Here is a 22,014-nt window from a genome sequence, read left to right as displayed (position 1 = left end):
TATGAAGAAAGGGAAATTACTCGTTATGGTGGATCATTACTCGCAAATACAACGGGCTATTGGGTATCTTGAGGAGCATTTGCAAGATGAATTCAACATGAGGGAGGCAGCGGCAGCCGCGGGTTTTTCCGCGTTTCATTTTCAGCGTTTATTCCAGGCGATCACCGGGTTTACCGTACTTGAATATGTGCGCAAGCGCAGACTGACAGAAGCAGCTCGGCAATTGCTAAGCTCAGCAGATGGCATCCTCCATGTGGCCTTGAAGTGGGGATATCATTCACAGGAAGCTTTCACCAGAGCATTCACTGCCCATTGGGGGACGACACCGGCCCGCTTTCGCAAGCTGAATGAGCAGCCCGCTTCTGCTAAGATTCAGCAGAGTATTGACTTTAATGACTATCGTACCCGACTGGGAGGAGGGTTTATCATGAACAAACCACGCCTTGTAACCATGAAGGCCATCCAAATCATAGGTTATGCTTACCACACGAACTTGAATAACGACCAGCACTATTATGAAATTCCGGGATTCTATCATGATTTTGGTTCAGAACAGAAATTTATGAATATCCCTGAACGAGCATGTCCTGATTTGGCCTATGGTGTCGCCTGTCAATTTGAGGATGATGGTGCATTCACATTTCTTGTTGGTGAGGAAACTTCATCTGACAAGACACTGCTTCAACCAGGTTATACAGCATTTGAGATCCCGGGTGGATTGTACGCCGAATTCACAGTGGATGGTTCCGGACAGGATATTCGCAAGATGATTTATGGCAGCTGGCTGCCCCAATCCAATTATGAACGCAGGGAAGGGCCTGATTTTGAGATAACCGATGTGTGGAAATCCACCCCTGATCAGTTGGACATGAAGATCTATATTCCGGTAAAATAAGGGAGCCGCGCTGCGGTAATCACTCCCGGAGGATAAAGTCATGCAAAAAGGTAGGGGAATAGACAAGCCCTGGATAATGGTCTTGGTTGCCGTTTTTGCAATAGCCTACCTATGGATTATGGGGAATTTGTTATTTATTCATGGAAGGGTCTCCGCGGATCGTTATCAATACAATCTTGTTCCGCTCGAGACGATCAGACCCTTGTTACTAGAGAGGGATAGATACAGTACGGAGGCCTGGGTGAAAAATCTGTTCGGTAATATTGTATTGTTTATTCCACTCGGCATATGGATTCCCTGGTTGTTCCGTTCATGCCGAGCGGGGTTGAAATTTACATGGATCGTTATTTTGCTGCTGCTTGCCGTTGAGTTGGCGCAACTGTTTTTACGTGTGGGTTCGTTTGACGTGGATGACATTATCCTCAATATCCTCGGTGCCTCGATCGGTTATATTGCATTTCGTCTGTTCATACAATTCATAAAGACAAGGAGATCGGAATAGAAGTCTGCCACTCAGGCGGGATTCATTTTGGTCTTTTTTTGTGTGCTTTGGAACACGTTTGTGTTTATAAAGTCGGCATTTCGGATAAAACATATTAACGGGTTATTCTGTACCTCAATGACCTATGTTCATGACAGATATCGAAATAATGCGAATGTGCGGAAAAAAAATGAGTGAAGAGCGAAACGGGGTGATCCACATCGTGTGGTGGAAAGAGAGTGTTGTATATCAGATCTATCCTATCAGTTTCAAGGATTCGGATGGTGATGGTCACGGTGACTTACAGGGCATTTATGAAAAGCTTGATTATTTGACGGATCTGGGGATTGACGTCATCTGGATCTGTCCCATTTATGAATCTCCTGGATATGATAACGGTTATGATATCAGTGATTACTATGCCATTATGCGCAAATTCGGCACGATGGAGGATTTTGACCGGTTACTCGCAGCGGCTCACAGCAAAGGGCTCAAAATCATGATGGATCTGGTACTGAACCACACATCGGATGAGCATGCCTGGTTTGCTGAATCCCGCTCATCCAAGGTCAATCCCAAACGGGATTATTACATATGGCGATCAGGTAAAAATGGTCAGGTTCCGAATAACTGGGAATCCTATTTCGGTGGGTCCGTGTGGAAGCATGATCCCGAAACGAACGAATACTATCTGCATTTGTACTCCGAGCATCAGCCTGACCTGAATTGGAACAATCCACAAATGGCCGAGGAGATGTACGAAATGGTACACTGGTGGCTGCAAAAAGGGGTGGACGGGTTCCGTTTTGATGCGGTAGCCCATATTGCCAAGGCTGAAGGATTGCCCAGTGCACACAATCCTGACAATCTGCCGGTTGTCCCAGCATACCAGCTCTTCTCCAACCTGGAACAAGTACATTCCATATTGAACAAGCTAAACGACATGATTCTGAAGCCGTATGGACCCATGACCGTCGGAGAAACGTCAGGTTTGGGTCCAGAGCAGGCTCTTGCTTACGTGGGAACAGATCGCAACGAACTGAACATGGTGTTTCAGTTTGAGCATATGTTTGTGGACGCCAAATCTTCGGGGATAGGGAAGTGGAATTACAAGGAGTGGAAGCTGACTGAACTGAAGGAAATCATGAGCCGCTGGCAGACAGTCCTGCACGGTAGAGGCTGGAATGCCAACTATATGGGCAATCATGACCAGCCGCGCCCAGTTTCCCGTTTCGGAGACGATGGTCGTTACAGGGTTCGGTCTGCACAGATGTTGGCTACCTGGATGCTCACCCTTGAAGGAACGCCTTACATCTATCAGGGTGAGGAGATCGGTATGACGAACGTAACATTTCCGAATATCGAGCAGTATCGAGACATTGAAACAATGAATTATTACAGGCATTATATCGCCCAAGGGCGGGACAAAAATGACATTATGAAGGCGATCTGGCTGAAAAGCCGGGATAACGCACGTACACCCATGCAATGGGATGACACGGAGCATGCAGGGTTTACGGAAGGCGAGCCTTGGATTCAGGTGAACGATAACTACACAGAGATCAATGTGGCTTCTGCCGAAAATGACCCCGGATCCGTATTGCATTATTATCGCAAGCTAATTGCCCTTCGGAAGAAGAGCAAAGTGCTGATCTACGGTGAGTATGAACTGCTCTTGCCGGATGATCCGGACATTTATGCTTATACACGTACGCTGGACGACGAGAAGATGCTCATTATCCTTAATTTTCGAGAGCATGAACCGGAGATGCACTGGCCAGAAGGCTGGACAGAGGAACGTGCGAAGCTGGTCATCAGCAATGTGAAAAGACGATATTCAACGGATGAAGGTACTATTCTGCTGCAACCCTATGAAGCCAGAGTCTACCGTTTGCAATCCTGAAGGCGACATTTTGCTTCCCGCAAACGGTTTGATTTATAATAAAGTAGGTAAATGCCATTAAGATGGATGTGAACGCAGCGGAACTTAAGAAATGAGATTGCTCACATCTCACATCCAATCGTCAGGAGGACTTAAGATGTTGAAAATGACGTACCATGGACACTCCAGCGTACAATTGGGTACGGAGGAGAAGTCTTTAATTATCGATCCGTTCCTGCGTGGCAATGAACTGGCCGTGACCAAGCCGGAAGACATCAAAACCGATGCCGTTTTGCTGACGCATGCACATATGGATCATATTCTCGATGCCGAACCGATTGCTAAGGCAAATAATGCCAAAGTCGTCGCCATCGTGGAGCTGGCTACATACATGTCCTGGAAAGGGCTGGACACCATAGGCATGAATATGGGCGGAACAGTAGATCTGGATTTTGCTCAGGCCAAAATGATTCAGGCGTTCCATTCTTCGGGGATTGTGCTTGAAGAGGAACAGCGAATCATGTATGCAGGAATGCCTGCAGGATTCATCATTAACATAGGTGGTAAAACCATTCTGCATGCGGGAGATACAAGCTTGTTCAGCGATATGAAAATGATTGGCGACCGTCATCAGATCGACGTAGCTTTTCTGCCGATTGGCGGGCATTTCACCATGGGCCCAGAAGACGCACTACAAGCTGCGGAGTGGTTCAACGCAGAACTGACCATTCCGGTGCACTATGATACATTCCCAATGATCCGTCAAGATTCTGAGAACTTTGTACAGCAACTTGCTGCGAAAGGACTGAAAGGTCAGGTCCTTGCACCAGGCGAATCCATCACGCTTTAATTGAATTGAATGATTCTTGTTAGCACGTAATGTCGATTTACGTAATCGTTTTTTGTACATGAACACTATTTTATATAATTCAAATATACGCCCAAAGGCGAATATCACGTTATGATAACTGACGTGATATTCGCTTTTTTTCGGTTTCAGGTTCAAAAAGTGGGCTTGAAGTTGGTACATATAACAAAAATATTGAATTTTCATTGTTGCAGGCTGGTGGGGGATGTTATAAAAAACTACACGTAAACAACGTTCCGAATGGAACGGAAAATAGGGGGAACGTTCATGTCATTTATGAAATCATTGTTTTTCCAAATTATTGTGGCGGTGATTATTGGGATAGGTGTAGGTATCTTGTGGCCTGATTTGGGCAGCTTACTGCAACCGCTTGGAACAGGCTTCATCAAATTGATTAAAATGATTATTGCACCTCTTATTTTCATGGTGATCGTTACAGGTATTGCCAAAATTGGTGATCTGAAGTCGGTTGGGCGAATCGGACTCAAAGCGATTATATGGTTTGAAATTGCAACGACGATTGCTCTTGTCCTTGGTCTCGGTACAGCCAACCTGCTCCGTCCCGGTGCAAGCATGAACGTTGATCCTTCAACACTTGATGCAAGTGGCATTGAAGCCAAAACGAACGGATCCGAGCTGCCGCATGTGGTCGATTTTATCATGAACATCATTCCGACCAGTGTTGTGGACGCTTTCGCACAAAACGCATTATTGCAAGTACTGCTTGTAGCTTGTCTGTTTGGAGTGGCACTGGCGGCAACCGAGAACAAAGCAAAGGAAAATGTGCTCACATTGATTGAAAATATACTGGGAATTTTGTTCCGGATTATTGGGTACATCATGAAACTTGCTCCAATTGGTGCGTTTGGTGCTATGGCCTACACGGTTGGAGCGTATGGAGCCTCCACGCTCTCTTCATTCGGAATGCTTATTATTGCCTGCTATGGAGCGGCGTTGTTGTTCTTGGTGATGCTTGCACTTGCGGCTTGGTGGATCACTGGTCTTAACTTTTTACAATTTGTAAAATATACCCGTTCTGAAGTCATGCTGGCGATTGGAACAGGTTCATCCGAAGTGGTTATGCCCCGTATGATGGATAAGCTGACGAAAGCGGGATGTGACCGAGCAGTCGTTGGTCTCGTCGTTCCGACAGGGTACTCGTTCAATCTGGATGGTGCTTCAATCTATCTCTCCCTTGCAACCGTATTTCTGGCTCAAGCCGTAGGCATCGACCTGACGCTTGGACAAGAGATCACAATCCTGCTCGTGTTAATGCTAAGCTCTAAGGGGATGGCTGGTGTTCCCGGTTCTGCCTTTCTTGCATTATCGGCTACCGCAGCTGCGCTCAATGCATTCCCGGTTGCAGCTGTTGCCCTGCTGCTTGGTGCAGATCGTTTCATGGACACGATGCGTGTCTTCACAAATCTGATGGGCAATTGCGTGGCCGCATTCGTCGTAGCGAAGTGGGAAGGCCTGCTGGATCAGAAGCGCATGCGCGCCGTTCTTTCCGGTGAGATCGGCGCTGCAGAACTGGAACGTGAAGAACAGGCCTCACTTTCATCAATGCCAGTAAGTAGGCCTGAACAAGGGAAAAGAGCCGTCTCGCCGGAAATGCTTTAGGAAGGGGCAGAGTCTTTATTCACGAGTGCACCCCCTTTACAAGGGGAACCGAACCTACCAACCATAAAGGCGTCTGTTTTTGCAGTGCTATCACTGCGAAAGCAGACGTTTATTTGCGTTCACCAATACATGTATCAGGGAGTTGCCAAACGCAAACCTGCAAAATTTATGTTACAGAGTGAATATTAATGGGGAATGTGTAGAAGAGGAATATTCTAGGTATATTGTAGTTTCAACTTGTATATACATGTTTACTTATGTAATATAGAAATGTAGTCAACTGAGATATTGATCATGTGCAATACAACTTATTGGAGGCGTTAACATGAGTTCAAACGATACAACTTCCTCATCGTGGTGGAGAACCTCCACGGTGTATCAGGTATATCCCAAGAGCTTCAACGACACCACGGGTTCAGGTACCGGGGATATTCGGGGGCTGACCGAGAAGCTCGATTATTTGCAGCACCTCGGAATTGATATTGTGTGGCTGCAGCCGGTATATGTATCTCCGCAGAATGATAATGGTTACGACGTAGCGGACTATTACGAGATTAATCCGGACTTTGGTACGATGGAAGATTTTGATGAATTATTGAAGGGCCTGAAAGCTCGTGATATGAAACTGATGATCGATATTGTGGTGAACCACTCGTCAACCGAACATGAATGGTTCAAGCAAGCGCGTTCATCCAAGGATAATCCGTACCGGGATTATTACATTTGGAAAGATCCGGCTCCGGACGGCGGCGTACCAAACAACTGGCAGTCCAAATTTGGCGGACCCGCTTGGCAGTACGACGAACAGACAGGGCAGTACTTCCTGACTTTGTTTGACAAAACCCAGGCCGATCTGAACTGGGAAAACGAAGAGGTTCGCAAGGCTGTAAGGGACATGATCAAGTTTTGGGCAGAAAAAGGTGTAGATGGTTTCCGGATGGACGTCATTAACCTAATCTCCAAGGATCAGCGTTTTCCGAATGATGACGGCAGTGAAGGACCAGGAGATGGACGCAAGTTCTATACGGACGGACCACGTGTTCACGAATATATCACCGAGATGTACGAGGAAGTATTCGGTCCTTACAACATGGTAACGGTTGGAGAGATGTCTTCCACAACACTGGAACATTGCATCCGCTACTCGAATCCGGCTTCCCGTGAATTTTCAATGACGTTCAATTTCCATCACTTGAAGGTGGATTATCCGAATGGACAGAAGTGGGAATTGATGCCTTATGATTTTGAAGCGATGAAACGCTTGTTCAGTGAATGGCAGACAGGAATGCAGGCAGGTGGAGGTTGGAACGCACTCTTCCTTAACAACCATGATCAGCCGAGAGCGCTGTCCCGTTTCGCAGATGATGGGGACTACCGTGCCGAGAGTGCCAAAATGCTGGCAACAACCATTCACGGCATGCAGGGCACGCCTTATGTCTATCAAGGTGAGGAGATCGGAATGCCGAATCCCGTCTGGAATGACGTAAGCGAATTCCGTGACATTGAATCTACGAATATGTATCGTTTGCTTCAGGAAGAACGCGGTAAGTCAGCGGAAGAAGCCTTTGCCATCGTGAAAGAGCGCTCCCGTGACAACTCCCGTACGCCGATGCAGTGGGATGACAGCAAGAACGCCGGATTCACAACAGGTACACCTTGGATCAAAGTAGATGAACGTTATCCTTCGACAAACGTAGCTGAGCAATTGGCTGATCCAAACTCGATCTACTATCACTATCGCAAGCTCATTGCACTGCGTAAACAGGTCCCCGTACTGACAGACGGTCTGTATGAGCGCCTGGATGATGCACATCCTGAAGTATTCGCTTATGCCCGGACAAATGGCAATGCAACATTGATCGTTGTGTCCAACTTCAGCGAGAGAGAGGTATCCTTCTCAATACCAGCAGCGGTCTGGAACGATCACGTATCTGGTAAAACGGCTGAACTGCTTATTGGCAACACAGAGGTGGCACCTGCTCTGGATCAGGCTATCTCACTTAGTCCGTACGCTTCTTATATGTGGCTTGTACCACAACAGGACTAAATTACATTATCTAAATAGGAAGTGACAACATGGCAATCGATAGAAAACAGGTTGAGGAGATCGTACGGGCAGTCGGTGGAAAAGAAAACATCGAAGCTGCGACGCACTGTGTCACACGACTCCGGTTCGCCTTGTATGATGAGAGTAAAGTGGATACTGAAGGTCTGGACCAGAATGACCTGGTCAAAGGGCAATTTTCATCGCAAGGACAATTCCAGGTTGTTATCGGACCTGGACTTGTCGATAAGGTATACGATGAGATGATCCAGATTACAGGCGGTGACCGTGCGTCCAAGGACGATGTGAAGGCAGCTGCCGGCAAAAAGCAAAATCCGATCCAACGAGCGATCAAAACGCTGTCGGACATTTTTATTCCGATCCTGCCTGCCATTATTACGGCAGGTCTTCTGCTCGGAATCAACAATATTCTGACAGGGCCGGGCATATTCTTTGATGAACAATCGCTGGTTGATGTTTATCCGGCATGGAAGGACCTTGCGTCCATCATTAATACCATTGCAAGCACAGCCTTTACATTCCTTCCTGCCTTAATTGGATGGGCAGCGGTAAAAAGATTCGGCGGAAGTCCGCTGCTGGGGATTGTGCTTGGGCTGATCCTGGTACACCCTGATCTGCTGAGTGCCTACAGCTACGCGAATGCAGTAAATGAAGGCACCGTGCCGACCTGGAATCTCTTCGGCTGGCACATTGAGAAAATTGGTTATCAAGGCCAGGTTCTGCCGGTATTGGTTTCGGCCTACCTGCTGGCCAAAATTGAGATTTTCCTGAACAAAAGGGTTCATGACTCCGTCAAGCTGCTTGTCGTGGCCCCTATAACGTTACTTGTTACCGGATTCCTTGCATTTACCATCATTGGTCCCGTTACGTTCGCCATTGCGAATGCGATTACATCTGGCCTGATTTATATTTATGAATCCTATGCGGCACTTGGTGGTCTAATCTATGGTGGTCTGTATGCATTGCTGGTTATTACCGGTATGCACCATACGTTCCTCGCGGTCGATGTGCAATTGATTGGTAGTCAGGGAGGTACCTTTTTATGGCCGATGCTGGCGCTGTCCAATATCGCCCAAGGTTCAGCAGCACTTGCGATGATGCTGGTTCTGCGCGAACAGAAGATGCGCGGACTTGCGGCTACTTCATCCGTATCAGCTTTCCTAGGTGTTACGGAGCCTGCAATCTTCGGGGTAAACATCCGTTATCGTTATCCGTTTATCTTCGGTATGGTAGGTTCAGCCATTGGTGGCGTTCTGTTGACCATGAATAATGTCCAGGCGACCTCCATCGGTGTAGGTGGGGTTCCCGGATTCCTGTCCATCTTCCCGAACAAATGGGGAGTGTTCTTCATCGGCATGGCGATTGTGCTCATTGTTCCATTCGTTCTGACGGTGATTTTCGGCAGAGCGAAGTTGAGAAAGCAAGATCGCAGCACTAATGCTGAAGCAGTAACCGGAAGCAAAACAACCGCAGTCTCCGCGAGCAATACAGCGGTTTCGGGTGAGGAAGCAGCCGCAGCCGAACGGACACGCACAAACGCACAAGTGGGAGACGAACCGGTAAACACGCTGGAAGTCATGGCACCATTAACAGGAACAGCGGTTCCGCTGGAGCAGGTACCGGATCCGGCTTTTGCCGAGAAACAGATGGGTGAAGGGGTAGCCATTGAACCTTCAGGCAATCAAGTAGTTGCCCCGTTTGATGCCCAGGTTGCACATGTTATCAAAAGCAAACATGCGGTGATTCTGGAACATGCAAGCGGCTTGCAAATTTTGATCCATGTTGGGATCAATACGGTATCGCTGAAAGGCGAGGGCTTCAACATGCACGTCGAAGCTGGTGAACATGTTAGAGCGGGACAGACGCTGCTCGAATTTGATCGTAATGTCATTGAAGCTGCTGGACATCCGCTCATTACACCAATTATTATTCCGGACGGGCAGGATATGGTCGATCGGGTAGAAGTAACTACAGGTGACGTTTCATCGAATCGCAATGGTATATTAACCGTTCATTTGAAGGGATAATTACCCACCCGAGCTTATAAAAATATTCGCTTTCTACTATTCAAGACGAACCAGTACAGGTCTGCGAACCTGGAACTGGTTCGTTTTTCTTTGGGGTCATGATACACTATGTATAACTAAAATTTGAAATAGACTATCGTTGATCTCCGCGTGTATGCATGTTACGGATGAATTATTCATATGGTTCTGAGGAGAGTTCCTAGTGCTAAGGACGATAGGAGGAGAGCCATGACGCGTGTAGCTGTGATGGTTATACATGGGCTGGGTATGCAAAAGGATGATTATGCGGATAAATTGATTTCACGTTTGCATAAGGAATTTGATCAAGTGATGGTCATGCGTGGTGCAGCGGAGAAATATTTGGACATTGAGCCGGTCTTCTGGGCGGACGTCTTTGAAGAGAGGGAAGAAGCGCTGTTCGAACAGTTGGTAAGCTCTCAGCGGTTGAATTATCAGGTGCTGCGCAGATTTGTTATTCACTATTTGGCGGATGCCGTCGCCTATCAGCCCGTTGAGCATCAAGGTCATAATTATGACGATGTACACAGCACCCTCAACCGGGCCATGCATGTACTGGCACAGCGCAACGGTCCCGAAACGCCGCTCTGCGTAATTGCTCACAGCCTGGGTGCTGTCATTGCTAGCAATTTTTTTATGATCTCCAGTTTCCATCGAGCCGTGTTCCATCGATCGTGGATGTGACCTCTGCATTGGAGCGGGGAGATACGTTAACCAATTTCTATTCGTTCGGAACGACGCTGCCACTTTGGAGTCTACGTTATCATGACTTTAGCAGTCCGATTCATGTGCCATCCTCCATGGCAGCACAGCAGTACTTTCCCGGGCTGGAGGGGGAATGGGTTAATTTTTATGATCGGGACGATATTCTTGGATATCCATTAAGACCTATCGATCCTGCTTATGAAGCCGCGGTCAAGGAAGATATAGAAATTAACTCAGGTGGTTTGATTGGGAGCTGGAATCCGCTCAGTCATGGGGGGTACTTCGCCAATAGTGCTATGAACCGCAGGATTGCCCAAGGACTGGCACGGACCTGGAGTTGGGTGAATCGTGAATGACATCTATGTATTTAGGATACGACTGTTGGAAGGGGGAATTACTTTGGAATGCAGGACAGGCTGTGCCGCATGTTGTATCGCCATATCCATCTCTTCACCGATACCAGGCATGAAGGATGGTAAACCCGCAGGTGTACGCTGCGTACAACTGACAGCCGATAATCGATGCAGCATCTTTGGTCATCCGGATCGTCCGGCTGTTTGCAGTGGATTACAGGCTTCTGTTGATATGTGTGGAGATTCGGATCAGGAGGCTTTTAATATTCTGAACTGGTTGGAGGAAGAAACGAAACCCGGATTCTAACGTGAAGTTGTTTTATTGAAAAAGGGTAATTATACTTATTATGGAAGTTATATGAGTAGAGAGGAGCATGGGGTTGATGCATCTGGTCAAACAATTTCTGGTCGTGACAGCGAATATGATCGCTGAACTGTGGATGGGATTCTATCGACGAAACTCGGACTTCTATGATAAGCAAACTTCTGGATCGAAAAGTAAAACGGGCTATTATGTTTTTGTAATTACTGCTGCAGTGGTTGCAGTAGGTGTGGTCAGCTGGATGTATAATCGTATGTACTCATAAGTGGCTAAGAAGAATGTACCCTGCACGAATCAAGCTCAACGTGTAAAATCAAACCAAAGAGTATCCATGGATAACAACCAAGGGATACTCTTTTTTTTGGTGTGCTTGTCCCTCAGGATCTGGAGGAACGAACACGCTCTTCTTTTTTCTTCAGCATGTGTGTGAGAAGCAGCTTTAACACGGAGGATACAATGAAGAAAATAAAAAGAATCCGGAACAGCTGATACCCTGACACCACGGACAAGTTGGCATTGACTTCATGAGCCATGATACTCATCTGATCCATTCCACCTGGCGCCATGCTGAGCAGTGAGGTAGCGGCTGAAAGAGAGAACAGATGCATGAGTACATAACTTAACCCAAGCGAGCTGGCAATAAGGAGAACACTGCTAAGCACAGCGAGGGTAATGGTCTGTGTTTTGCGCTGCAGATGCTGAGGCCTTAGCATGAGACCCACATGACTGCCAATCATCAGCTGAGAAATATTCAGCAAGGAGGAAGGCAAGGGTGATGTTTGCATTGTTGTAGTCAGATGTATGACACACATAACAATCATTGGCCCAAGCATAAACGCCGTAGGAAAACGAAGCTTACGAGCAACCCAGGCGCCAGCTACACAGAGCGGACCATAGAGCAGGATCTCCGGAAAGAGATTCATCCATGACGCTGCCTGGGCCGCTTGCGGATCAGCTGCAGCGCCCGCCGCACCGCCAATCCATGGACTGAACACCAGGAAAGGCACACAGAACACAATCAAGATCAACCGAGTCACTTGCAGGAAGGTCACCAGCGTCAGATTAATGGACTTTATTTCTTCCGCAAGCGAAACCATTTGGGACAACCCGCCAGGAATACTTCCGACCAGGAGAGAAGGAAAGTCAAAATCAGTCAGCTTGGATGCGATGTATGCGGTTAACGTACATAATCCAATCAACAGCAGGGTCATGAGCAGCATCACGGGAAGCTGGTGGAGAATGCCCTGCAATGCATCTGCTGTCAGTGACAACCCGATAGAATAACCGACGATCAGAATCCCATAATCCCGGATGGACGTTGGCCATAGGAGCGGCAGTTTAACGATCTGGGACCCAAGCAGCATAAATACCATGGGGCCGAGCAGCCAGGGAATCGGGGTGTGGATGGCTGTGAACAGAAGTCCGCCGAGTACCGAGACGCACAGACTAAGAATGAACCGGAAAAAGGCGGAGGGACTGTGCTTATGCATCAGTTCCATCCGCTTTGTCTTTCTGCTGGATCAGGTTGTATCAGTAGTAAGTATGAGTCTGAATTAAGAGTATGAACCATGTGTGATCACTCCTGATGATAAAATACGTCCCTTCACAGTTTGCTATTTATGAACGAACTACGACATGTTAAGCGAACTTGCTACAGCTTGATTAGTTTAACCGAACACGAGCTGAAGGTTTGGGTTCTTTAAACATCATATAGTACATCAGCGAGGAAATCACGTATAAACCACCCGTAATACTAAACGTAATGGCGTAGCCCCAGTAAGTTCCATATGTGGTTACAAGATAGGATTGAACAGGTCCCATCGTTGCCCACCCAATCATAAATGCAGTTTGCATCAGGGAATTGGCGATTCCGCGACGCTTGTCAGATACCCTGTCAACCAGGATGGCGGATTGAATTGGATTCGCTGCATTCATCAAAGCTTGTCTGAACAAAAAGCTGACCGAAGCAATGAAAAGTACGTTAGTGAAACCGGTCAACAGCAAAAATGGAAGGGATAAGACCTGAAATATGACTACAGCTCTGACACTTCCGACTTTGGCGGCAAGCGTCGGCCCGATTAGCATGGAGACGATCGTCATAATTTGTCCAAGCGAAATAAGTATGCTCATGGCACTTAGCGAGACGGAAAAGCGGTTGGTAAAATACAGATTCAGATAAGGGACAACTAGTCCGGAACCGAATCCAATCAATAATTGGGTGAAAACAAACTGACCAATCAGTCGGGAATCTTTATTGTTATTCTGTAATTTCCCAGACTCCTCGGTCGTTGACAGATTCTTATCCTCAGTGGCAATCGCCGCAGGAACAGTATGATCCGTAGTCACAGTCTGTGCGGAAGCCTTATCATCGGATACAAACAACATCGGAATAAATGCAGCCAGCGTTGCTGCACCTCCAATGAACAATACCGTTTGCAGTCCAGTAACCTTGGCGATTCCCAGTGTATGCAGAAGGTCGGCAAACACTCCCCCGCCAAGACTTCCGAGCACCTGTGAGGCGAGCACAAGGGAAGAATAGTAGCTGAACATCTTCAACCGCTGGCTTTTCTTCACATTCTCTGCGAGAAACGGAATGGCCAGAACCTGAAAGACGCCTGCGAATAGCCCTGAAAATACAGCAAACCAGATCAGGCCGCTCGCCGAATAATCAAATGACCGGCCGATAAGAAAGATTCCGCTGAATAAAGCCCCTGCGATTAGCAGTCTTTTTCGACTGAAACGATCACCACCAAGTCCGATAGGTACAAACATGATCGCTGTGGCTAACGATTGAATACTTACGATCTGGCCGTTCATTGTATCATTGTAGCCTAGACCCTGAATGTACAGATTGTACAAAACCGAGAACATGCCATTTCCGATCTGATACAGGATGCTTGCCAGAAAAAAGAGTTGAATATTTCGGGACCAACCCCGAATCTCAGCACGAATCTGTTGTAAAACTCTCAAGTGTAATCCCCCAGTCGTTACCAGTGCAGTGATTCCAGTGTAACAGGAAAGGGGGATTTGCGGAAGAATTGACCACTGTTTATTTTGTCATAAGGCTTTAATTATGCAATGACACGAGCGATAACCAAACCATCATACCCTTTGCTACCTACCGTTTGCAGTGCAGTCGCTTCAAGCCGAGGGTGATCGGCGATCAGCTTCAGGAATTGACGTACGCCCTGAACTCTGGGGTCCGTACTCTCTGCATGGATCACTTCGCCATCTCTGACGATGTTATCCCCGATAATGAGACTTCCCGGCCGGGACAGACGGAGCGCCCATCGGAGGTAGTCGGGATTGCTCGGTTTGTCTGCATCAATGAAGATCAGATCAAAAGGCTCTCTGTAGTCTTCTTGAACGTCAGGAAGGGTTGTTAATGCAGGTCCAATCCTCAGATCAACCTTGTCAATTAGGCCAGCCTGCACCAGATTGGTGCGTGCGATTTCCGCATGATGTGGATCAGCTTCTAGCGTAACGATTTTTCCGTGCTCAGGCAGTGCTCTTGCCATCCAGATTGTGCTGTAAGCACCCAGCGTACCTATTTCTAGCACACGTGCTGATCCATGGATTTGAAGCAGAAGCTGAAGGAATTTCCCCTGGTTAGGAGCAACATCATGGGCTGGTAATCCGGCTTCTGTGTTCCTACGAAGCGTCTGTTCCAGCTGAGGATCCGAGGGAATAAGCAACTGATTCAAATAGTCGTCGACCTGACTCCAAGTGTGCTCAAGAGAAGAATAATCAGTGTTTTTCATAAAGGTTTTTTTCCTTTCCAGAAACGATAGTTTGAATTTCATAATTCAACTATAATAATTACAGATGTATAAATAAAATATATATTATATATAAAATCATAAATTATAGTTATATATTTTGCAGACATAGGAGTGACAGAAATGAATTTGCACGGACTACGACTGTTCCATGCCATTGTAAGATATGGTGGCGTTACCCGCGCCGCAGAAGAACTGAATATTAGCCAGCCTGCGGTCTCGTCACAGGTGAAGAAATTTGAGCATGAGCTGGGCATTCGTTTATTTGTTTCAGAGGGTAGACGACTGGTTCTTACCGATGTGGGTGTGCAGTTAAAAGAATACGCAGAACGTCTGTTTTTGCTTGAACAGGATGTGGAGAACTTTGTGCAGGATATGCGGGAAGGGAAAAAAGGCATCATTCGATTAACGGCAACGTACTTGCCTTCTAATTTTTTGCTGCCTGGATGGATTGCGAAGTTCAAACAAACGCACGAAGATGTGGAACTTGTGGTCAGTACGACCAATACCCGGATGGCCTTTGATCAACTGCTGCGATATGAGGCTGAGATTGCCGTATACGGTGGGAGCGGGGTTACACATCAAGACGTACATTGGGATGAGTTGTTTGAGGATGACATGTGGTTTGTCGTGCATCCAGCGCATCCGTATGCTGATCGGGAAGTGGAGTTGACCCAGATGGTAGCAGAACCCTTCATCATGCGTGAAGAAGGCAGTGCGACGCGTGAGCGGCTGTTCTCACTATGCAGTATGAATAACGTGGCTGCCCCTCGAATTGCGCTGCAGTTCAACGGGTTGAATGAAACGATCAGTGCTGTAAAGGCCGGTTACGGAGCCAATTTTATATCCTCATTGGTCGTGAAGGAAGATGTTCGTGAGGGCAGGCTTTCACGTGTATATGTCCGAGGAGTTCATCTGAAGAATAAGATTGCCGTGTGTACCCGAGCTGGTGAGGTGTTATCACCTGCAGCGCAGCATCTGGTACAGCTAATTCGGGAGGAGGCATCCCGGATTACCGGAGATGACATCCGATAAACGAATGGAGCATATCTGAAATGCACACTAACACTACATGCCTCCCAGAATGTTTCGTAAGAAGATTGACATGCCTTATCAAACTCGAATGTTAACGTTCTGCTGTACCACCTTGCTGATCGTTAAACCGGTATAGGGCAAGCAAAGTCACGCCTCCAACCACGACAACCGGTACCCAGACCGCAATCATAGGGATGTTATGAAACATAAGCGCCGCGACAATGACACCAATCAAATAAATGATTACGGCAAATACCCGCAAGTACGAATCATTGGATAATGCCTTCATCAGTGAACCTATACTCGTGTGCCGGAGACGCTGCATAATGCCTACGGCATCTTCGACGACTGCGGCAAGATTGTTTGTCAGTACTGTGGTGGAAATCCCGGCGATGCCGATCCGCCGTGCAGCTGTAGTCTGCATTCCCATAGCAGCAGCCAGTATGGCGATTAACAGATAGGCAAGCTGTTCTGAATAAGGGCTGATCATAACGAGCGCGAATATCAGAAGCAGGATGCTTTCGACAACAAAAACACGGGTTACACGGGGGGACCATCCGTTTTGGGTCTTATTGGTACCGATCATGCGTGCGGCAATGGCATTGCCGGCAATGAAGCCCGCCAGAGCAATAAGGGAACGCACCACGATAAACTCCTGCGCACGGGCAATCGCGATTCCCAGCAGGACGATATTGCCGGTCATATTCGCAGTAAGTACATGCCCCAGTCCCAGATATCCAATGACATCGACCATTCCGGCCGCTAGACATAGAAGCAGAAGTGAATACTTTTGCAGAGGTTGCTGCATGGTGAATCCGTCCTTTCAAGAAATGCTCAACCCCTCAAGTATACAGCATCATCCCATAAAATAAAGACCGTACGTTCACTTATGGTGTGAAACTAAGGTGAAGCAAGCCAATCAAACATGTTGTTTACCGCGGCTGCATGGATATTGTCATGGAACCAGTGATTCTGTCCCCCATAGGCATGAAAGGTCACTTCGATTCCTCTTCGTTTCAACCAATGATACATACGGGTTCCATGACTATAGTTGACTTGGGTATCTTCTGTACCGTGCATGATCAGTACAGGGCAGCGAAGCTTGGAGGCGGCAGCCAGCGGAGATCGGGCAAGATAGGCCTCGGGAACAGCACGAGGCGATCCGCCCAGAATACGTTTCAATGTGCGTCTTAGGTCGGTTCGTTCCTGATATGTCCGTTCGACATCAGCAACACCACTCCACAGCACAAGTTTATGTACATGGTGGGGGCCTTCGTTGAAAAAGGTGGCTGTATGCACAGCATTGATGGCCCCGCGGGAGAATCCCATAAGCGAAATACGCGAAGAATCGGCATATGGAAGTGCTTGTACTAGCCGGTATGCGGCTCGCACGTCTTCAATATCATGTCCACCATACTCGTCCCGGCCTTCGCTGCCCTCATTGCCGCGATACGAGGGAGCGAACACGATGTACCCCTTGTGCGCAAACTGCTCCACCCAGGCTGTTTTTACGCCGCCATAGTTGCCAAGGCCTCCGCGACAATAGATAAGAACAGGCCAACTTTCTTGCATATGGTTACCGATTTGCGTTGGAGGATAACGACTTGCCAGCAGCCGGAATTTCGCATCATGTAATAAGTCCGTGCTGCATGTTCCAATATGTTCCTCCGTCTCATGCTTGTGGCAAGGAGAAGAGATTATACAGCCTTCGGGCAGATACATATATGCTTTAACCCTGAATTCATTGGAGGAATAGGTCACTTGATACAGCAAGAAAAATCAGCCTCTTTCATGGTCAATAGATGCGGTTATGACAAGGTGCAGAGCATGGAATAACATGTAGCATGTGTCAAAAATCTGATCCCATACCTCTCGTTAATCCTAACTGCCCACGTGTCACAAATTCGTTTATTGGCTCCATATGTTTTATAATGAATCTGAGACAGGTGCGACAGCCTGAATTCTTATACCTGTAAATTACTCAAGTGTGCATAAAAGAAAGGAAGAAAACCATGATGAACGCTCCACATCCGATTGACCAATTCAAGAAATTCAAATATGAAATTACCAGATTCATGATGATTTATAAATTTGCTCTGGATCAGATGGAAACCAAAATTGAAGTTTTAAAGGAAGAGTTTCAGTCCTTGCATGATTACAGCCCGATTGAGCATACGAAATCCAGATTGAAGTCTCCTGAAAGTATCATGAACAAGATGTTTCGCAAAAATCACGAGCTGACCTTCGAAAGCATCAAGAAAAATATCAAGGACATTGCCGGCGTTCGTATCACATGCTCCTTTATCTCGGACATCTATCGGATCAAGGATATGCTGTGCAATCAGAGTGATCTGCGTGTGCTTGAAGTGAAGGATTATATCCAGAATCCGAAACCCAATGGATATCAAAGCTTGCACCTTTTGGTGGATGTACCTGTTTATATGTCCAATGGTGAAGAGCGGGCCTGCGTTGAGATTCAGATCCGTACCATTGCCATGGATTTCTGGGCAAGCCTTGAACATAAAATCTTTTATAAATACAATAAGGACGTTCCTGAACGTCTGACCAAGGAATTAAAAAGTGCAGCAGATTCAGCCAATGCCCTTGATCAACAGATGGAGAGGCTTCACCGGGAAATTCAAGAGATCAAAGATGCAGAGAATGAACGGGATGAAGAGGAGCTGCGCCGCATTATCATTAACAATCAGCAGTTTACACTGCCATCCAACCTGCTGCGACTGCTTGGAGACGGAGAACACTAAAGCAATCAGGAAACATCGTAAGGAAAGGAACAAGTTTAATCCCTATGAAAAGTACATCAGCCTCCTTAAATCATCAATCATCATCACGTGTACGTATGGCCTTAATATTGGGGACACTGTCTGCCTTCGGTCCATTGTCTCTGGATATGTATCTTCCCGCACTGCCTACACTTGCTGAGGATTTTAATTCCTCTCCTTCGTATGCACAGCTCAGTTTAACAGCCTGTATGGTCGGGCTTGCTGTAGGGCAGCTGCTGGCAGGTCCCCTTAGTGATGTACGAGGACGTCGTACGCCGCTTATTGCAGGACTTGTGCTATATACGATTGCTTCCATACTATGTCTGGTCAGTCCGACAATGGGTTCTTTTGTTGTGCTGCGCTTTATTCAGGGGGCTGCGGGTGCAGCCGGAATTGTTATATCCCGGGCAGTGGTAAGAGATGTGTATTCGGGTCCTGAGTTGACCCGGTTCTTCTCCCTGCTGATGCTTATTAACGGGGTAGCGCCTATCGCAGCACCGATTATCGGTGGGCAGCTGCTCGCTTATACTTCATGGCGTGGTGTCTTTATCTTATTGAGTCTTATTGGGGTGCTTACGTTACTGGCCGTTATTTTTGGACTTGGAGAGACCCTGCCATCCGAACGAAGATCCAGCGGAGGCTTGAAGCAGACTCTGGTCACATTCCGGCAAATCGCATCGGACCGTCTGTTCATGGGATATGCATTGACTCAAGGATTTGTAGCAGCGGGAATGTTCGCGTACATATCGGGTTCACCATTTGTACTGCAAAAGATTTACGGCGTCTCTCCGCAGATGTTCAGTATCTGCTTCGCCGTTAATGGTCTCGGAATTATTCTGGCAAGTCAGATTGCCGGGAGATTGGCGGGTAAAGTGTCTGAAACGCGTTTGCTCATAACCGGCCTCGTTGCCGCTGCTGTGGGAGGCACATCTCTGCTCATTGCCATCCTATTGGGAGGCAATCTGATCTCCATCTTGGTTCCGTTATTTCTTGTCGTTTCCAGTGTGGGTCTCGTCAACACGGCTTCCTTCGCGCTGGCCATGGCCAACCAGGAGAAGTCAGCTGGCAGTGCCTCTGCACTTATAGGGGTCATGACATTCCTGTTTGGCGGGATCGTAGCTCCGCTCGTCGGCTTGGGAGGAGAGGGAACCGCGGTACCAATGGGAATCGTTATCGCATGTGCCGACCTTGGGGCTTTATTGCTCTATCTGGTTATGGTCGGTAAGCGTGGGCACCGTCAGCAGACCCGTTAAATCTATATTAAAATCTAAGCGCCCCATTCGAAGCTCTAGACTTCGGATGGGGCGCTTATGTGTTAGCAAAGAGCGAACAAGATTTGCGTATTGAGCAAAATGCCAGGGGTCAGGAACGGATAGAAGTAACCGACGACAAAACCAAAGATATTCGTGACAGGCCACATGAGAAAGACGTCATTGTAGGTGAAAACAAGGGACCATCGGTTGTAACAGAAGTTCGGCAGAACACGCTGATTCTGCTCCCTTGGGGCGCTTACGCCTGTTTGGGCGAATTGCACGGCTTGGGTCAAATTCTGTGGTTGCTGCTGGATAAACAACGGCAGAAGTCCGGGGCTGCTTTTGATCAGATTGTATAGAAATACCATCTCAGCTGGTGGCTGCCCAACCGGACGTGGATAGGCGCTTAACAGGGTAGGCAGATTGCCTTGTGACAACTGTACGGGAACGCCTTGAACCGTACCTTGGCCTCCTCCAGGAAAGAACGGCGGCTGTCCCCCGGTGGTTCCACCTGGAAAGTAAGGGGGAAACGATCCCTGTCCTCCGGGAATTCCTTGGATAGGCTGCCCTCCCTGGCTGCCACCCGGGAATAATGGAGGAAACTGTACAGAGCGGTCTTCTTCGTAACCTGTATAAGTATGATTGAAGTAATCCATCTACGAACATCCTTCCTATCGTCGTATTCTGAAAACATCATATGGCGGCATTCGCCCAAAGGTGAATGGATCACCAGATATCGAACGCGGTAAAGGTAAAACCGGATTGACAAGTCAGTTGATAACAATTATCATTGTCAATGGAAATGGACAAGTACATACAGGGTTTATATACGGAAGGGTATAGAGCTCTTTTAAAATTGCCATGCCAGCTCATATTGAGATGTTCATCATGAAAGGGGATAATCACGTGTTGAAGAGTAATAAAAAAGGAATCATGCTGCTAATCACGATTATGGTCATGTCATTGTGGCTGGCCGCATGCGGAACGAAATCTGCAGATAATGGAACTGCAGCAGGAGAGACAAATACTACAACGGAGACTGAGACACAGACAGAAGCTCCAACAGAACGTACAGTAAAAGATGCACAGGGTCATGATGTGACGATTCCAGCTAATCCACAGCGCATTATAGCTTCCTATCTGGAAGATCATCTGGTAACACTTGGCGTTAAGCCAGCTGCTCAGTGGTCAGCACGTGATGGCAGCAGTGTGCAGGATTATCTTCAAGGAACTCTGAATGGAGTCCCTACTATTGCAAGCGAACTTCCTTTTGAAGCTGTTGCCAGCTTCTCACCGGATCTGATCATTATGGGTTCCGAGAGTACAGTAGAAGGGGAGAAATACGAACAATACAACAAAATTGCCCCAACTTATGTACTTGGTGATGATGTGAACAAGGATTGGCGTCAGGCTCTTTTGAAAATAGGCGAGTTGTTGAACAAATCAGATGAAGCTCAAAAAGCGCTTGACGATTATGATGCAAAAGCGAAAGAAATTAAGGAAAAGGTGGCTGCCGCAACAGGTGGTACGAAAACTGCAGCGGCACTCTGGCTCTTCAATAACAAGTTTTATGTGGTTAGTAACAATGTCTCCAGTGGTGAAGTCATGTACAATGAACTCGGACTGCTGCAGCCTGAAGTTGTGAAGGAAATATCGGCAAAAGCAACAGGGAACTGGTCCGAGGTTTCCTTGGAAAGAATCGCAGATATGAATGCTGACTATCTCTTCCTGGTTAACAGTGATAAGGGAACAGGGGCAGAAGCGTTGAAAGATGCAGTCTGGCAAAGTATTCCTGCTGTGAAAAACGGAGAAGTATACGAGTTTGAGAGCACAAGCAGCTGGTTGTATAGCGGAGTGCAAGCCAACACGCAAATTCTAGAAGATATCCAGAAAAGCATTGTTAAATAAATGAAATGGCACAATGATGTGTG

21 protein-coding genes are annotated in these 22,014 nt (G+C 47.3%); 15 read left to right on the top strand and 6 right to left on the bottom strand.

Annotation, left to right across the window (positions count from 1 at the left end):
- The first annotated feature begins 28 nt into the window (after positions 1-28).
- From CHH60_RS06510 to CHH60_RS06465, 11 genes are all read left to right on the top strand, one after another.
- On the top strand, positions 29-895 hold the full coding sequence (locus tag CHH60_RS06510; protein ID WP_095358683.1) for an AraC family transcriptional regulator: 867 nt from the start codon (positions 29-31) through the stop codon (positions 893-895).
- A gap of 40 nt (positions 896-935) precedes the next feature.
- Positions 936-1,397, top strand: a complete 462-nt coding sequence (locus tag CHH60_RS06505; protein WP_095358452.1) for a VanZ family protein — start codon at positions 936-938, stop codon at positions 1,395-1,397.
- Positions 1,398-1,566: 169 nt separating this feature from the next.
- Positions 1,567-3,279 (top strand): glycoside hydrolase family 13 protein, encoded by a 1,713-nt coding sequence (locus tag CHH60_RS06500; RefSeq protein ID WP_303621367.1) that lies wholly within the window; start codon positions 1,567-1,569, stop codon positions 3,277-3,279.
- 136 nt (positions 3,280-3,415) lie between these two features.
- Positions 3,416-4,108 carry a metal-dependent hydrolase gene (locus tag CHH60_RS06495; RefSeq protein WP_095358451.1) on the top strand — a complete coding sequence of 231 codons (693 nt, stop codon included), beginning with the start codon at positions 3,416-3,418 and terminating at the stop codon, positions 4,106-4,108.
- A 285-nt stretch (positions 4,109-4,393) separates the two neighbouring features.
- The gene (gene dctA / locus CHH60_RS06490) at positions 4,394-5,746 is read left to right on the top strand and encodes a C4-dicarboxylate transporter DctA (RefSeq protein ID WP_095358450.1); all 1,353 of its coding nucleotides are present in this window, start codon (positions 4,394-4,396) and stop codon (positions 5,744-5,746) included.
- A gap of 325 nt (positions 5,747-6,071) precedes the next feature.
- Entirely contained in the window at positions 6,072-7,793 is a 1,722-nt protein-coding gene (gene treC, locus CHH60_RS06485; protein ID WP_095358449.1) for an alpha,alpha-phosphotrehalase, read from the top strand.
- A 29-nt stretch (positions 7,794-7,822) separates the two neighbouring features.
- Positions 7,823-9,838: a PTS system trehalose-specific EIIBC component gene (gene treP / locus CHH60_RS06480; protein ID WP_095358448.1), complete on the top strand. Its 2,016-nt coding sequence runs from the start codon at positions 7,823-7,825 to the stop codon at positions 9,836-9,838.
- Positions 9,839-10,066: 228 nt separating this feature from the next.
- Positions 10,067-10,540, top strand: coding sequence for a hypothetical protein (locus CHH60_RS30205; protein WP_255247844.1), 474 nt, complete (start codon positions 10,067-10,069; stop codon positions 10,538-10,540).
- A complete protein-coding gene (locus CHH60_RS30200) occupies positions 10,531-10,917 on the top strand; it encodes a hypothetical protein (protein WP_255247843.1) in 387 nt (128 codons plus the stop codon). Before CHH60_RS30205 ends, CHH60_RS30200 begins: the two co-directional genes overlap by 10 nt.
- A gap of 43 nt (positions 10,918-10,960) precedes the next feature.
- Positions 10,961-11,221 (top strand): YkgJ family cysteine cluster protein, encoded by a 261-nt coding sequence (locus CHH60_RS06470; RefSeq protein WP_095358447.1) that lies wholly within the window; start codon positions 10,961-10,963, stop codon positions 11,219-11,221.
- Between the two features lie 76 nt (positions 11,222-11,297).
- Positions 11,298-11,501, top strand: coding sequence for a hypothetical protein (locus tag CHH60_RS06465; protein ID WP_095358446.1), 204 nt, complete (start codon positions 11,298-11,300; stop codon positions 11,499-11,501).
- 112 nt (positions 11,502-11,613) lie between these two features.
- On the opposite strand, the gene CHH60_RS06460 is transcribed toward CHH60_RS06465, so the two are convergent.
- The 3 genes from CHH60_RS06460 to CHH60_RS06450 form a co-directional block, all read right to left on the bottom strand.
- Positions 11,614-12,735, bottom strand: coding sequence for an AbrB family transcriptional regulator (locus CHH60_RS06460; protein ID WP_255247842.1), 1,122 nt, complete (start codon positions 12,733-12,735; stop codon positions 11,614-11,616).
- Between the two features lie 163 nt (positions 12,736-12,898).
- Positions 12,899-14,206 carry an MFS transporter gene (locus CHH60_RS06455; RefSeq protein WP_095358445.1) on the bottom strand — a complete coding sequence of 436 codons (1,308 nt, stop codon included), beginning with the start codon at positions 14,204-14,206 and terminating at the stop codon, positions 12,899-12,901.
- A 101-nt stretch (positions 14,207-14,307) separates the two neighbouring features.
- A complete protein-coding gene (locus tag CHH60_RS06450; RefSeq protein WP_095358444.1) occupies positions 14,308-14,997 on the bottom strand; it encodes an O-methyltransferase in 690 nt (229 codons plus the stop codon).
- A 141-nt stretch (positions 14,998-15,138) separates the two neighbouring features.
- Between CHH60_RS06450 and CHH60_RS06445 the strand changes: the two genes are divergently transcribed.
- Complete coding sequence (locus tag CHH60_RS06445) at positions 15,139-16,050, top strand: LysR family transcriptional regulator (RefSeq protein ID WP_095358443.1); 912 nt, start codon at positions 15,139-15,141, stop codon at positions 16,048-16,050.
- Between the two features lie 91 nt (positions 16,051-16,141).
- Here the strand turns inward: CHH60_RS06445 and CHH60_RS06440 are convergent, their stop codons facing one another.
- Both CHH60_RS06440 and CHH60_RS06435 read right to left on the bottom strand, forming a co-directional pair.
- Positions 16,142-16,858: a YoaK family protein gene (locus tag CHH60_RS06440; RefSeq protein ID WP_095358442.1), complete on the bottom strand. Its 717-nt coding sequence runs from the start codon at positions 16,856-16,858 to the stop codon at positions 16,142-16,144.
- Between the two features lie 92 nt (positions 16,859-16,950).
- On the bottom strand, positions 16,951-17,823 hold the full coding sequence (locus tag CHH60_RS06435) for an alpha/beta hydrolase family protein (protein WP_255247841.1): 873 nt from the start codon (positions 17,821-17,823) through the stop codon (positions 16,951-16,953).
- Positions 17,824-18,065: 242 nt separating this feature from the next.
- On the opposite strand from CHH60_RS06435, the gene CHH60_RS06430 reads away from it, so the two are divergent.
- A complete protein-coding gene (locus CHH60_RS06430; protein ID WP_095287774.1) occupies positions 18,066-18,812 on the top strand; it encodes a GTP pyrophosphokinase in 747 nt (248 codons plus the stop codon).
- Between the two features lie 44 nt (positions 18,813-18,856).
- Positions 18,857-20,083: a multidrug effflux MFS transporter gene (locus CHH60_RS06425; RefSeq protein ID WP_095358441.1), complete on the top strand. Its 1,227-nt coding sequence runs from the start codon at positions 18,857-18,859 to the stop codon at positions 20,081-20,083.
- Positions 20,084-20,145: 62 nt separating this feature from the next.
- Here the strand turns inward: CHH60_RS06425 and CHH60_RS06420 are convergent, their stop codons facing one another.
- Positions 20,146-20,739, bottom strand: a complete 594-nt coding sequence (locus CHH60_RS06420) for a hypothetical protein (protein ID WP_095358440.1) — start codon at positions 20,737-20,739, stop codon at positions 20,146-20,148.
- Positions 20,740-20,989: 250 nt separating this feature from the next.
- Here CHH60_RS06420 and CHH60_RS06415 point away from each other — a divergent pair, with 250 nt between their 5' ends.
- Complete coding sequence (locus CHH60_RS06415) at positions 20,990-21,991, top strand: iron-hydroxamate ABC transporter substrate-binding protein (RefSeq protein ID WP_255247840.1); 1,002 nt, start codon at positions 20,990-20,992, stop codon at positions 21,989-21,991.
- The last annotated feature ends 23 nt before the right edge of the window (positions 21,992-22,014 follow it).

It is taken from the genome of Paenibacillus sp. 7523-1 (genome assembly GCF_002276415.1).
In the GTDB taxonomy this organism is placed as follows: Bacteria; Bacillota; Bacilli; order Paenibacillales; family Paenibacillaceae; genus Paenibacillus; species Paenibacillus illinoisensis_A.
Note: the sequence above shows the minus strand (reverse complement) of the source record. Positions and strands in the feature narration are given on the sequence as shown.